Genomic DNA, 13774 nt, shown 5'->3' with positions numbered 1-13774 from the left:
CATGTGTGGAATCGTCGGCATGGTCGGGCGGGGCCCCGTCAACCAAGAGATTTACGACGCGCTTCTGCTGCTGCAGCACCGCGGGCAGGACTCCACCGGAATCGCCACGGCGGAACCGAGCGGGGTCTTTCACATCACCAAGGCGCGCGGCCAGGTGCGTGAGGCGTTCCGTACGCGCGACATGCGGTCACTGCTCGGCACGATCGGGCTCGGTCACGTGCGTTATGCCACCAAGGGCACGGCATCCAGCGAAGAAGAGGCCCAGCCCTTCTACGTCAACGCGCCGTACGGCATCGTGCTCGTGCACAACGGCAACCTCACCAACACGCGCGAGCTCACCGACGAGCTCTTCCACAAGGATCGCCGCCACCTGAACACGAGCTCTGACACCGAGCTGCTGGTCAATGTCCTCGCCGGCGAGTTACAGGCGACGGTTTCGGGGATCGATCTCGAGCCCGACGAGATCTTCGAAGCCGTCTCCCGCGTCCACGCCCGCGCGGAAGGCTCGTACGCCACCATCGCCCTTATCGCGGGCCACGGCCTGCTCGCTTTCCGCGACCCGTTCGGCATCCGTCCTCTGATCCTCGGCACGCGACAGGCCCCCGACGGATCGTACGAGTGGGTGGTCACGTCCGAGTCCCTCGTGCTCGAGAACGGCGAATTCGAGGTCGTCCGCGACGTCATGCCGGGCGAAGCGGTGTTCATCGACCTCGACGGACACCTGCACACGAAGCAGTGCGCCGAGGATCCTCAGCTCGTGCCGTGCTCGTTCGAGTACGTCTACCTCGCGCGGCCTGACTCGATCATGAACGGGATCTCGGTTTACGAGGCACGGCTGCGCATGGGCGACCGCCTCGCCGACACGATCGCGAAGTACACCCCCGCGGGGACGATCGACGTCGTCATGCCGATTCCGGACTCATCCCGGCCCGCCGCGATGCAGGTCGCGCGCAAGCTCGGCATCGAGTACCGAGAGGGGTTCTACAAGAACCGTTACGTCGGCCGCACCTTCATCATGCCGGGGCAGTCGGCCCGCAAGCGGAGCGTGCGTCAGAAGCTCAACGCCATGTCGAGCGAGTTCAAGGGCAAGAACGTGCTGCTCATCGACGACTCGATCGTGCGGGGAACGACCTCGAAGCAGATCATCCAGATGGCGCGGGATGCCGGTGCGACATCCGTGACCTTTGCCTCGGCAGCCCCTCCCGTGCGATACCCGCACGTCTACGGCATCAACATGCCGACCCGCCACGAGCTTGTCGCACACGGACGCTCCATCCCCGAGATCGCTGAGGAGCTGGGTGCCGATTACGTCGTGTACCAGGAGGTCGCCGACCTCAAGGCGGCGATCCTCGAAGGCTCGGATGTCGAGGACCTCGACATGAGCTGCTTCGACGGACGCTACGTCACCGGAACCGTGACGGAGGAGTATCTCACTTGGGTCGAGGCCAGTCAGGAGTCCTGAGTGGGAGCGCGATGACGGGACGAGGCGCGCTCAGGCGGTCTCGTCGAGTTCGTCATCCTCGTCGTCGAACTCATCGGCCCACTTGTCGACGTACAGATCATCGTCGGACGGGTGACCCAGTTCCTTCTCGAGCGCCGCATAGTTGACGCTCGGGCTGTAGGACTTGAGTTCGCGGGCGATCTTGGTGTGTTTCGCCTTTTGACGGCCACGCCCCATGCGAGACCCCCTCATTTCTGACCCGCGGGCTGAAGCGCGGGTCTCCGCGCTCCGCAGCCCGTGCATTCACGATCCGGTCTTTCGCCGGGAAGAGTAGCATTCAGAATATCACGGAGCCCTCGAGGGCCCGCTGCTGTGCACCCCTCGGCTCCGTATGTCGAGGAGGGAATCCCCATGGCGGACGAACGGCCAGAGCTTACAACGGCGCCCCTGGACGCGGCGGCGGTGCGCGGCGCGGTGATCGTCGGGGTCGTTCCCGACCAGAACCCCCGCGTCGTGAAGGAGGCCGCGAAGTACGCCGCCATGATGAAGGCGCCCCTGGTTGTGGCCCACGTCGACGTCACTCGGTTCGTGACGTACGAAGATCCTGACGGGTACGTACACACCGCTCCTATCGACGTGAACATCGCGCCGGGCGAGGCAGATATCGACCTCGTGCGCGCCTCCGTGGCCCACGCGCTGGACGGAATCGACGTCGACTGGCGCCTCCATCAGCTCGTCGGCGACCCGGCACTGGCCATCAAGCACCTCGCCGAGCAGGTGGACGCCCGTTTGCTCGTCGTCGGGACCCGCAAGCGCGGTATCGGCGAGTCGATCCGCGAGTTCTTCACCGGATCGGTCGCTGCCCGGTTGGCCCATCGGCAGGCGCGCCCGATCCTCGTCGTGCCGCTCGGGGAGCCGGCGCCCGATGACGAGGACCTCTGGCCGACCAGCTGAGCTCCCCGAACGCAGGTTCATCCTGCACTCGGTCCGGAGATCCGAGCCGCCTCAGTCGCGCAGTGAGCGAGTGATGGCGCGGGTCACCTCGTCCAGGCCGGTTGCCAGCTCGTCCACGACGAATGCCGCGAGTGTGCCGCCCTTGGCAACGTGCGTGCGCAGGTCGGCGCGCACCTGGGCGCGGAACTCGCTGATCGCAACCTCGGCCCGGTGCAGTTGTTCCCGCGAGAGGGAGCGCAGGTCGTCGGTGACGTCCCGCACCTGCTGATCGCGATCCTCGCGCTCTGCCCTGCTGGCGGCGGCGAGGTCTGCGCGCAGGCTCTTCATCGCCTCACGCACCGACCCGCGTACCTGGTCGGCGATCAGGCGCACCGAATCGGCAAGACCGTCCTCGATGCTCTTGAGGTCGTCGGCGCGGGATGCCACCTCGGCGCGGCCGGCATCCGTGATCTCGTAGATCGTCTTGCGACCGTCGACGGTCTTGGTCACCAGGCCCTCCTCCTCGAGCTTCGCGAGCCGCGGGTACACCGTGCCGGCACTCGGGGTGTAGGTGCCGCCGGTGCGATCCGACAGGGCCTGCATGATGTCGTAGCCATGTCGCGGCCCCTCGTCGAGGAGCGAGAGCAGGTACAGGCGCAGGTCGCCGTGAGAGAAGACGGGGGCCATCACAGGCCCTCCGCCTCGCTCGGGGCATCCGCCGGTGTCGAAGCGGGGGAGCGGCGCAGCACCGTGAGTCCGCCAGCGACGGAGTTTGTGCGCACGTCCACGAAGGAGCCGCTCAGCTCGCCGGTCGAGCCGGTGTAGTTGGTCACACCGCTTCCCGACCGCATCACGCCGTCGATCTGGACGCGACCGCTCACGCTGCGCACGACGAAGTTGGCCGGAAGTCCCTCATCGAGTCGGATCGTTGAGCTACCGCTGACCGTGTTCAGGCTGATGGCGTGGGCGTTGCCGGTCGTGTCGACCAGCATGTCACCCGACACGGTGTCGATCGTCGCCTTGCGGATGCTGCCGGTCGCGGCGACATCACCCGAGACGCTGTTCGCCGACAGGGTGCCGGTGAGGTCCCGGATCTGAGCATCGCCCGACACCGCATTGACCGTGACGTCGCCGCTCAGGCCGTCGACGATGATGTCGCCCGACACGGTGTTGAGGCGTGCGCCGGCCTCAAGCCCCGAAACGAGGGCGCTGGCGTTCACGACGCCGAGGTTCAGGGCGACCGAACGGGGGACCGCGACGCTGACCTCTGCTTTGGGGCCGCCGGACCCGAAGTTGCGGAAGGCCTCGAGGAAGTTGTCCCAGCGCAGCTGCGGGTGATCGATCTCGACGGCGTCGCCGGTTGCCTCGATGCGGAGGTCTTTGACAGTCACTCCGTAGACCTCGATTCGCACCCCGGGTTCGTCGTGGGCGACGACATCGACCTGGCCACCGACGAGGCCGATCTTGAGGGTACGCACATCGTCGAGGTCGATGACGCGCGTTTCTCCCGGATGAATGAGCCACTTCTCGAGGGTCACGGTCCGCTCCGTTCTGGTCGCAAGAAAGCAAAGACGCGATATAACGCGATTTGAGAATAACGCGATATAACGCGTCATGCAAGATTCCCCGCGCGCCTTCTTGACATTGACGCAACGTCAACTTCTACCGTGGATGCCATGACGGAATGGAGCATCCATGAGGTATCGCGGCGATCGGGCGTGACCACACGCACGCTGCGGCACTACGACGACATCGGCATCCTGGCCCCGACGCGAACGGGCGCGAACGGGTATCGGTACTACGGAGCTGAGGCCCTCGTGCGACTGCAGCGGATCTTGCTACTGCGGGATCTGGGGCTCGCGCTCGGCGACATCGCCGAGGTCGTGGACGCGCAGCAGGACCCCGCTGCGGCCTTGCGCACACACATCGGATGGCTCCGTTCGGAGCAGGCAAGACTTGCCCGGCAGATCGCTGCGGTGGAGTCCACGATCAGGGCATGGGAGGGAGGTGAATCGACGATGAACGACGACATGTTCGACGGCTTCGACCACACCGTCTACAAGGACGAGGTCGAGCAGCGCTGGGGCGCCGAGGCGTACGCCAGCTCGGACGCGTGGTGGCGCTCACTCGGAGCGGAGCAGCAGTCGGCGTGGAAGGACGCGACAGCTGAACTCGCCCGGGCCTGGGCGGCTGCCGCTGAGTCCGGAATCGCGCCAGGCTCGACCGCGGCGCAGGCCCTGGCGGAGCGTCACGTGACGTGGCTGCGCGCCATCCCCGGCACTCCCGCTCACGAGGGCGACGCGGCGCTGAAACCCTACGTGCTCGGCCTCGCGGAGATGTATGTGGCTGACCCTCGCTTCGCGGCCAACTACGCGACATCCGCCGGCGGGAACGGCGGCGCTGAATTCGTGCGCGACGCGCTCACGGAGTACGTGACCACCCGGCTGTAGTCACGCGAACCCGCCACGGCAAACGGATGCCGCGCCCCTCCCCCGAGGAGCGCGGCATCCGTTCGTCGCGGGTGCGTCAGCGGCGGCTACCGCTGATCACCCTGAACAGGAATGCGATCAGGGCGATCACACCGACAATGAGGGCGACCCAGAGCAGCCAGTTCAAGGCCGTGTTGAGGCCGCCGACGATAGCCAGAACGACGGCGATGATGATGACGAGCAGAAGTGCGATGTTCATGGGGCACCTTTCGTTGGACGTCGGGGAGCATGCTCGACACGTGTCGGGCGCGCTCGCCACCCCGTGACGATGTCACCGTCGACGCCGCGCGACAACGGGGTTGTTTCCGCGCCCCGAAACCGGTATGCGAGAGCGGCGATGCGCCGGTCGGAGCGTTAGCCTGAGCGGATGGCGACCAGACCGCGCTTCTCGGGGGCTCATCTGTGGCTGGTGTTCGCGGGCGGGGTGATCGGTACTGCCGCGCGACTGCTCATCCTGCTCATCGAGGATCCCTCGGTCCAGTGGTTTTCCATCCCGCTCATCAACATCATCGGGTCCTTCCTGCTTGGCGTGGTGACGGGGCGGGCCGAGGCTCAGGCCGACCCCGCCCGCGCCACCAGGATGCGCACGTTCTGGGGAGTCGGGGTGATGGGAGGGTTCACGACCTACTCGAGCTTTGCCGTGCTCGCAGTGGACCCGGCATCGCTGCCGCTCGCGGTCGTCACCGTGCTCGCCGGGCTGGTAGCTGCGCTCGCCGGGCTCTGGATCGCCCGTCCCCGGCAGGCATCAGCGCGTGGACACTCCGCATGAGCCCGCTTCTGCTCGCTCTCGGTGCGCTCGCCGGCGGCGTTGGTGCAGCACTGCGCTACAGCGCTGACGTCGCCATCCTGCGCTGGTGGGGCCCGCCATGGGGAGTCTTCGTCGTCAACGTCGTCGGGTCGTTCGCGCTCGGCATCCTGACCGGCGCCGCTCCCTCCGCTGACCTGCAGCTCATCATCGGGGGAGGCCTCCTCGGCGGCTTCACGACCTTCAGCGCCGTCTCGGTCACGACGATCCTGCTCGCCGAAGAGCGGCGCGGACGGATCGCGATCGTCAACGTCGTCGGAACCTTCGTGCTCTCGCTCGCTGCCGCTGCGGGCGGGCTTGCGCTGGGCGCAGCGCTCGCTCCCGGCGCCGGCTGATCGGGAGTTTTCGGGATATCCCCCGGAATCACCGTGCGAAGATGGGGGCGATACACCCGCGTATCGTCGCGTCCCGACAGCACCGAACACAGCAAAGGCCACCGTGTCGAAACTCGCCGTCCTGAGCCTGAAAAACCGCGCCCTCATCGCGCTGGTCACGATCGTCGCTGCCCTGTTCGGCAGCCTCGCATTGACCAGCCTGAAGCAGGAACTGATCCCCTCGATCGAGTTCCCCGCTCTCATCGTCGTCACGACGTATCCGGGAGCGTCGCCTGAGGTTGTCGCCAACGACGTGTCGACACCGATCGAAACAGCCATCCAGGCCGTCCCGGGCCTCGAGTCGACGACAGCGACCAGCACGACCAACGCCTCGATCGTGCAGGCGTCCTTCACCTACGGCACCGACCTCGGCACCGCTGAGCAGAAGATCACGCAAGCGATCAATCGGATCTCATCTCAACTGCCCGAGAACGTCGAACCCAATGTCCTTTCGGCAAGCATCGACGACTTCCCCGTCATCCAGATCGCCGTCACCGGCTACGACGATCAGCAGACCATCCAGGCGACACTCGAATCAGTCGCGATTCCCGAGCTTGAGGATGTCGACGGCGTCAACGCCGCGCAGATCGTCGGTGGCACCGGACAGCGCATCACGATCACCCCCGACCCGGCGAAGCTCGCTGCGACCGGCTACACGCAGCAGGCGATCCGCGACGCCCTCGATCAGAACGGTGTGCTGTTCCCGGGCGGTGAGATCACCGAGAACGAGCAGACCCTCACAGTGCAGACCGGCTCGAAGATCACGTCGGTCGATGCGGTGGCGGCGCTCCCGCTCGTTCCCACGGATGCCGAGCAGTTCCAAGCCGGCACAGTGACCATCGCCGACGTCGCCACCGTCGAGCAGGGCCAGGACCCGGTCACGACGATCTCTCGCGTGAACGGCGAGCCGGCGGTGACGATCGCGATCACGAAGCTTCCGGCAGCGAACACCGTCGATGTCTCGCACGGCGTGGTCGACATCCTGCCCGAGCTCGAGCAGCAGCTCGATGGAGTCACCCTCACCGTCGTCTTCGACCAGGCGCCCTACATCGAGCAGTCGATCGAGACCCTTGCCGTCGAGGGTGGATTTGGCCTGCTGTTCGCCGTGCTCGTCATCCTGCTCTTCCTGCTGTCGGTGCGCGCGACGCTCGTGACCGCGATCTCGATCCCGACGAGCGTGCTGATCACGTTCATCGGCCTGCAGGCGTTCGGGTACTCGCTGAACATCCTGACTCTCGGGGCGATCACGATCTCGATCGGCCGTGTCGTGGATGACTCGATCGTCGTGATTGAGAACATCAGGCGCCACTACGTCGGCACGGCCGACAAGATGACGTCGATCGTGCGGGCCGTCAAGGAAGTCGGGTCGGCGATCACATCGTCCACGATCACGACTGTCGCCGTCTTCTTGCCGATCGCCTTCGTCGGCGACGTGACCGGCGAACTGTTCCGACCCTTCGCTCTGACCGTCACGATCGCGCTGCTGGCATCGCTCCTGGTCGCCCTCACGATCGTGCCCGTGCTGGCTTACTGGTTCCTCAAGCCCGGCAAGCCGCTGATGGATGAGGCGGGGCGGGAGATCGACCCCGAGAACCCGGCGGCTCCGCTCGATCGGTTGCAGCGCGGCTACACCCCGATCCTGCGGTGGACGCTGCGCCACTCCTGGGTCACTCTGGGGCTTGCGGTCCTCGTCCTCGTGGGCACCATCGCCGTCGCACCGTTGATGAAGACGAACTTCCTCGGCGATTCCGGGCAGAACACGTTCACGATGACGCAAGACATCGGTCCGGCGCCGAGCCTGGAGGCCGAGTCCGCCGCAGCGGTGCCGGTCGAGGAAGCCCTCATGGGAATCGACGGCATCCAGACCGTGCAGGTCTCGATCGGCTCCAGCGGCAACGCGCTGCGTGATGCTTTCACCGGCGGCGGCAGCGGAATCACGTACTCCATTACGACACAGGAAGGTGCCGACCAGGTCGCGCTTCGCCAGGAAGTCCAGGACACCGTCGAGGCGATTCCGGATGTCGGCGAGATCACCGTCGCTGGCAGCAACGGCGGATTCGGCTCGACCGACATCGAGGTCGACGTCACTGCTCCCGACGCCTCGACACTGCAAGCGGCGACGGATGCCGTCGTCGCGAGCCTCAGTGACCTCGACGACGTCAGCCAGGTCACGAGCAACCTGTCGGCATCCCTGCCCTTCATCTCGGTGCAGGTCGACAGCGACAAGGCGGCGTCGCTCGGCCTGTCGGAGGTCGCCGTCGGTGCGATCGTGTCCAGCACGATGCAGCCGCAGAGCATCGGTAGCGTCGAGGTCGACGACACCTCGCTGACGGTGTACCTGGCCTCAAACGACCCGCCGACCACGATCGACGAGCTGCGCAACCTGCAGGTCTTCACCGCGCAGGGGCCCGTGCCGCTGTCGGAGGTCGCGACTGTCGAGGAGTCACAGGGACCGACATCGATCACCACGCAGGGTGGCACGCGCACCGCGACAGTGACGGTTACTCCCGCCACTGACAACCTCACGCAGGCGACGACATCCGTCACGGAAGCGCTCGACGCGGCTGATCTGCCGTCTTCGGCCAGCGCTGATCTGGGCGGTGTCGCGACCGACCAGGCCGACGCCTTCAGCCAGCTCGGCCTCGCGCTGCTGGCAGCCATCCTGATCGTGTACGTCGTCATGGTCGCGACCTTCAAGTCGCTGCGCCAGCCGCTGCTGCTGCTCATCTCGGTGCCGTTCGCGGCAACCGGTGCGATCCTGCTGCAGATTGTCACCGGCATCCCGCTGGGCGTCGCCTCGCTGATCGGCGTGCTGATGCTCATCGGCATCGTCGTCACAAACGCGATCGTTCTCGTCGACCTCGTGAACCAGTACCGCGAGAAGGGCCTGAGTGCCCACGACGCGACGATCGCCGGTGGCACGCGGCGTCTTCGTCCGATCCTGATGACCGCGCTCGCCACGATCCTCGCGCTCACGCCGATGGGACTCGGGATCACCGGCACGGGCGGGTTCATCTCGCAGCCGCTCGCGATCGTCGTGATCGGCGGACTCATCTCGTCCACCGTGCTGACGCTGCTCGTGCTGCCGACGCTCTACAACCTCGTCGAGGGCGCGAAGGAGCGGCGGCAGGCAAAGCGCGCGGCGCGGTCGGGGCAGACGGATGCCGAGGGCGCGCTCGTGCTCGCCGGCATCGGGGTTGCTGCCGTTGCCAGCGCCGCGGGTGGTGCCGAGGACGTGCCGTTGACGCGTCGCGAGTTGCGCGAGCGTGAGACGGCGCTGCGGACCGGCCAGATCCCGATCCAGTCGCCTGCCGGATCCGAGGGGGTCGAGGACCAGGTGGGCGAGGACCAGGTTGGCGAGGACGAGGTGGCGACCGAGTCCGATGCCGGTGAGCCGGGGGGTCTCGAGACCGCGGCCGATGGTCCAGAGCCAGCCGTCGACGAGACCATTGAGCCTGATATCACCGAGCCTGACGCTGTCGAAACAGACGCTGTCGAATCAGATGCTGTCGATCCCGAGGCCGTCGAGTCGGAGGGCGACGAGCCGGAATCTGATCAGACCGAGACCGACGGTGGAGCCACCGAGGAATCAGCCGACAGCGCCGAGACTGCCCACGCCGAGACAACCGATGCCGGCGACGAACCCGGCGCCGAGAACTCGGACGACGACCAGAACGGACGTCAGCCCGAGTAGGAGATGCCCCAGCTCACGGTCCAGGTCTCGCCCGGCGCCAGCCAGCGCAGACCTCGACCGGAGTTGAGGGCGTCAGGCACCGCGCTCATCGGTTCGATGGCGACGGCCAACTCGCGGTTCGGGTAGCGGTCAGTCGTGTACACCTGCACGTAGTCGAGGTCTGGCCCCTGCCAGATCGTGACGGTCCGCCCATCGGGCGCGCTCAGGCGGTGGCGCAGCATCCCGTCGGCGTCCCGGGCGATCTCGGTGTAGCACGTGTTGAGCGAGACATCCCCGAGCCGGGCGCCCTCCCGAAGATCGGATGCCGCGTCCACCGGTACCTCGTCGATCGGGATCAGCGCGTCGTCGAGCACGAGCATCTTCTGGCCCGGCGAGGTCAAGACAAGATCGGCGGTCGGAACATCACCGAGCGTGAAGTACGGGTGGGTGCCGAGGGCCGCGGGTGCGGCATCCGTGCCGACGTTCTCGATGACGTGGGTGACCTCGATGCCATCGGCAGTCAGCGCATACGTGACAGTCGTATCGAGCTGGAAGGGGTAGCCGCTCTGCGGAAAGACGGTCGCCGCGAGCGTGAGCTTGTCGCCGGACTGCTCGGCGACGGTGTACGGCATGAAGCGCAGCAGCCCGTGCGATGCGCCCCCGACCGACGGATCGGTGATCCACAGCTGGTAGGTGGTGCCGTCGTGGCTCCACGTGCCGCCCCGGACGCGGTTCGGCCACGGCACGAGCACGGTTCCGGATGCCGCGGGTGCGGGCATCCCCTGGGGGTAGGGTGCGATGAGGTCGACGCCGTCGACGGTCAGTCCGCGGATCGTCGCCCCCACCTGCGTGAGGTGCGCCGTTACCCGGCCGTCGGCGCTCGAGAGGTGGAACTGCTCCCCGGTGGGGTCGTGGCGCGTGTCGATCATGGGTCCTCCTCGGCTGGCGTCGTGCCCATGCTAGAGGCCCTGAGTGACGCATCCGTTCCGATGGTGCCGAGGTGCCGACGTGGGGGTTTCTCAGGGTGAGCCTGTACCCTGGATCGGTCGGCTCTGGACATTGCCTTGTATGGCGAGTGGGTTTGTGAGTCCTTGGGGCCGATGGTGAGCGCCGATCGGCGCACATGACCATCACATGAATGGCCCCCGGCCAAGAGAGTCCGGGCCTGTCGAGCGCGTCTCGACTGCTGTTCTCGTGCGAGAGAACCCAGGAAGAACACACCCATGCCCAAGAGCAAGAAGCCGGCCGGCGGCCGCGCAGCCAAGAACTTCGAACCGCGCTATGGCGAGAAGACCGCGTACCAGGACCGCAAGCGTTGGCCCGGTACGTCGTCGGCCGGAAAGCCCGGTAGCAAGAGCCCGAGCCACCGGGGCTACCGTCCCGAGGCCGCAGAGTCGAGCGGCGAGCCCAAGCGTCGCTGGACGGCGCAGGAGCGCGCAGGTCGCGACGAGGCTCGCGCCATCCGTTCCCATGCTCGGGACGACCGTCCGCGTCGTGATGACCGCCCCGCGCGAGATGACCGCCCCGCGTACGGGGACCGCCCGCGTCGTGAGGGTCAGGATCGTTACTCCGACCGTCCCCGTCGTGATGACCGTCCGTCGTATGGTGATCGCCCACGCCGTGATGACCGTCCGTCGTATGGTGATCGCCCGCGTCGTGATGACCGTCCGTCGTACGGTGATCGCCCACGTCGGGATGACCGGCCGTCGTACAACGACCGTCCGCGTCGTGATGACAGTTCGTCGTATGGCGACCGCCCGCGTCGTGACGACCGCCCGCAGCGTGATGATCGCCCCGCGTACGGTGATCGCCCGCGTCGTGATGACCGTCCCTCGTACGGTGACCGTCCGCGTCGGGATGACCGCGGTGGTTACGGTGACCGGCCCCGTCGTGATGACCGTCCGCAGCGCGAGGGCCAGGACCGCTACGGGGATCGTCCGCGTCGCGACGACCGTCCCTCCCAGGCAGACCGTCCCCGTCGTGAGGATCGCCCGTCGTACAGTGACCGCCCGCGTCGCGACGACCGTGCCGGTTACGGTGACCGGCCCCGTCGTGACGACCGGCCGCGCCGCGACGACCGTCCGAACCGCTCCGACTGGAACGCGCCGACGCGCTCGGCCGCACACGAAGAGCACGTCGACGTTGTCCACGAGCGGTTGCAGGCTGACGCTGTCCAGGCCGATGCTGTCGAGGGCGTGAGCTTCGGTGATCTGGGCCTCGGCGAGAACATCGTTCGCGTGCTTGCCGAGCTGGGTGCGGCAACGCCGTTCCCGATTCAAGCGGCCACCGTTGCGCCGATCCTCGAGGGTCGCGATGTGCTCGCCCGCGGACGGACCGGGTCGGGTAAGACCATCGCGTTCGGCGCACCGCTCGTCGAGAGCATCCTGCGCTCGCAGGCGGGGAGCCGTCGTGAGTTCGGCCGATCGCCCAAGGCTCTGGTGCTCGCTCCCACGCGTGAGCTCGCGCTGCAGATCGACCGCACGATCCAGCCGATCGCCCGCAGCGTCGGTCTGTTCACGACGCAGATCTACGGTGGTGTACCCCAGGCCCGCCAGGTCGGTGCGCTCAAGAAGGGCGTCGACATCATCGTCGGGACCCCCGGCCGCATCGAGGACCTCGTCGAACAGGGCAAGCTCGACCTCTCGGATGTTCGGATCGCCGTCCTCGATGAGGCCGACCACATGTGTGAGCTGGGCTTCCTCGAGCCGGTGCAGCGCATCCTGCGTCTGACCGCTGACGGTAGCCAGAAGCTGCTGTTCTCAGCGACGCTCGACCGCGAGGTCGCTGCGCTCGTCGACGAGTTCCTCGTCGAGCCTGCCGTCTACGAGGTTGCGGGTGAAGACCAGGACTCGAGCACCATCGAGCACCGCGTGCTCGTGATCGACCACCGCGACAAGGCCGAGATCCTGACCTCGCTCGTCGACCGCGACGGCAAGACCCTCGTGTTTGCTCGTACCCGCGCCTACGCCGAGATGCTCGCCGAGCAGTTCGACGACGCCGGCATTCCGTCCCTCGCCCTGCACGGTGACCTCAACCAGGCCAAGCGCACGCGCAACCTCGAGAAGCTCACCTCGGGCCGGGTGCGGGTGCTCGTCGCGACGGATGTCGCCGCGCGCGGCATCCACGTCGATGACATCGACTTGGTCGTGCAGGCCGACGCTCCCGACGAGTACAAGACGTACCTGCACCGCTCGGGACGCACCGGCCGCGCGGGTCGCGAGGGTCGGGTCGTCACGCTCATCACGCGTCAGCGTCGTCGCCGCATGACCGAGATGCTTGATCGCGCCGAGATCGAGGCGCCCTTCGAGGACGCTCGCGTCGGTGACGACCTGCTCGAGGAGATCGCGGGCCGTCAGCTCGCCGACGTCGACGCCTGACGCGCCGCCGCCACCTCTCTGACGTAGGCAATATCCCGCAGGCAGGACGAATCCGCACCGGATCGTCCTGCCTGCGGGATGTGTCCTACCTCCATGCGTAGAAGCGGCGGGCTCAGAACAGCATCGCTGCCGCGTCAGCACGTCTGCCGCGCGAGGTCGTGACGACGGATGCCGCGGCACGCCGCGCTGCCAGACCGGGCACCGGCTCGCGTGGCGGCGCTTCTTCCTCGGCGTGCCCCGTCAGGCCGTGCACCCGCAGCAGCGGCCGAACGCGCTTGGCGAGCCACTGACGGTACGGCTTCGGCGCGTACGCGGAAGCGCCCGGGTACAGGCCGCGATACGACCCGACGAGTTCCGGATGCTCCCGCTCGAGCCATTGCCAGAACCACTGCTTCGCCCCCGGGCGCAGGTGCAGCGCGCCGAAGACCACTCGGTGTGCGCCGGCCGCTCGGATGCGCCCCAGCGCATCATCGAGCGTGGCAATTGAATCGGTGAGGTGGGGGAGGATCGGCATCAGGAACACGGTGACGCGGAATCCGGCATCCGTCGCCGCTCTCACGGTCTCGAGGCGCGCGGCTGCGCTCGGCGTCCCCGGCTCGAGCGTGCCTGGAGTCCCGCGGGGTGGTGGTCTTTCGGGCCCGCGGCGTCGTGACCGCGACGGGGTGAGCCATCGTGCGATGGT

General features: G+C 67.2%; 13 protein-coding genes. 7 read left to right on the top strand and 6 right to left on the bottom strand.

The features are described 5' to 3' along the window. The first annotated feature begins 1 nt into the window (after nt 1). Nucleotides 2–1462 (top strand): amidophosphoribosyltransferase, encoded by a 1461-nt coding sequence (purF, locus tag ACQVDU_RS14575; RefSeq protein WP_443477504.1) that lies wholly within the window; start codon nt 2–4, stop codon nt 1460–1462. A gap of 30 nt (nt 1463–1492) precedes the next feature. On the opposite strand, the gene ACQVDU_RS14570 is transcribed toward purF, so the two are convergent. Further along, nucleotides 1493–1678, bottom strand: a complete 186-nt coding sequence (locus ACQVDU_RS14570; RefSeq protein ID WP_228179361.1) for a DUF3073 domain-containing protein — start codon at nt 1676–1678, stop codon at nt 1493–1495. Between the two features lie 174 nt (nt 1679–1852). On the opposite strand from ACQVDU_RS14570, the gene ACQVDU_RS14565 reads away from it, so the two are divergent. Then, entirely contained in the window at nt 1853–2395 is a 543-nt protein-coding gene (locus tag ACQVDU_RS14565) for a universal stress protein (protein WP_292712931.1), read from the top strand. Nucleotides 2396–2446: 51 nt separating this feature from the next. Here the strand turns inward: ACQVDU_RS14565 and ACQVDU_RS14560 are convergent, their stop codons facing one another. Together ACQVDU_RS14560 and ACQVDU_RS14555 are read right to left on the bottom strand one after the other, a co-directional pair. Further along, complete coding sequence (locus ACQVDU_RS14560; RefSeq protein WP_443477522.1) at nt 2447–3061, bottom strand: PadR family transcriptional regulator; 615 nt, start codon at nt 3059–3061, stop codon at nt 2447–2449. Continuing rightward, nucleotides 3061–3912: a DUF4097 family beta strand repeat-containing protein gene (locus ACQVDU_RS14555; RefSeq protein ID WP_331790876.1), complete on the bottom strand. Its 852-nt coding sequence runs from the start codon at nt 3910–3912 to the stop codon at nt 3061–3063. The genes ACQVDU_RS14560 and ACQVDU_RS14555 overlap by 1 nt, the downstream gene beginning before the upstream one ends. Nucleotides 3913–4050: 138 nt before the next feature. Here ACQVDU_RS14555 and ACQVDU_RS14550 point away from each other — a divergent pair, with 138 nt between their 5' ends. After that, nucleotides 4051–4824: a MerR family transcriptional regulator gene (locus ACQVDU_RS14550; RefSeq protein ID WP_300592430.1), complete on the top strand. Its 774-nt coding sequence runs from the start codon at nt 4051–4053 to the stop codon at nt 4822–4824. Between the two features lie 76 nt (nt 4825–4900). Here the strand turns inward: ACQVDU_RS14550 and ACQVDU_RS14545 are convergent, their stop codons facing one another. Further along, entirely contained in the window at nt 4901–5062 is a 162-nt protein-coding gene (locus ACQVDU_RS14545; RefSeq protein WP_292712937.1) for a hypothetical protein, read from the bottom strand. Between the two features lie 168 nt (nt 5063–5230). Here ACQVDU_RS14545 and ACQVDU_RS14540 point away from each other — a divergent pair, with 168 nt between their 5' ends. From ACQVDU_RS14540 to ACQVDU_RS14530, 3 genes are all read left to right on the top strand, one after another. Beyond that, nucleotides 5231–5632: a fluoride efflux transporter FluC gene (locus ACQVDU_RS14540; protein ID WP_331790875.1), complete on the top strand. Its 402-nt coding sequence runs from the start codon at nt 5231–5233 to the stop codon at nt 5630–5632. Beyond that, nucleotides 5629–6003, top strand: a complete 375-nt coding sequence (locus ACQVDU_RS14535) for a fluoride efflux transporter FluC (protein ID WP_292712941.1) — start codon at nt 5629–5631, stop codon at nt 6001–6003. The genes ACQVDU_RS14540 and ACQVDU_RS14535 overlap by 4 nt, the downstream gene beginning before the upstream one ends. 103 nt (nt 6004–6106) lie before the next feature. Continuing rightward, nucleotides 6107–9736, top strand: coding sequence for an efflux RND transporter permease subunit (locus ACQVDU_RS14530; protein ID WP_443477503.1), 3630 nt, complete (start codon nt 6107–6109; stop codon nt 9734–9736). On the opposite strand, the gene ACQVDU_RS14525 is transcribed toward ACQVDU_RS14530, so the two are convergent. Further along, nucleotides 9724–10644: an aldose 1-epimerase family protein gene (locus ACQVDU_RS14525; protein WP_443477502.1), complete on the bottom strand. Its 921-nt coding sequence runs from the start codon at nt 10642–10644 to the stop codon at nt 9724–9726. The two genes, ACQVDU_RS14530 and ACQVDU_RS14525, sit on opposite strands and share 13 nt — an antisense overlap. A gap of 294 nt (nt 10645–10938) precedes the next feature. Here ACQVDU_RS14525 and ACQVDU_RS14520 point away from each other — a divergent pair, with 294 nt between their 5' ends. Then, a complete protein-coding gene (locus ACQVDU_RS14520) occupies nt 10939–13092 on the top strand; it encodes a DEAD/DEAH box helicase (protein WP_443477501.1) in 2154 nt (717 codons plus the stop codon). Between the two features lie 112 nt (nt 13093–13204). Here the strand turns inward: ACQVDU_RS14520 and ACQVDU_RS14515 are convergent. Then, nucleotides 13205–13774: radical SAM protein (locus tag ACQVDU_RS14515; RefSeq protein WP_443477500.1), on the bottom strand; the 570-nt coding region annotated here is incomplete at its 5' end.

The sequence above is a fragment of the Microbacterium sp. F2 genome, from assembly GCF_052274505.1.
GTDB lineage: Bacteria > Actinomycetota > Actinomycetes > Actinomycetales > Microbacteriaceae > Microbacterium.
The sequence above is the reverse complement of the archived record's forward strand: the minus strand, read 5'-3'. Positions and strand labels throughout refer to the sequence as shown.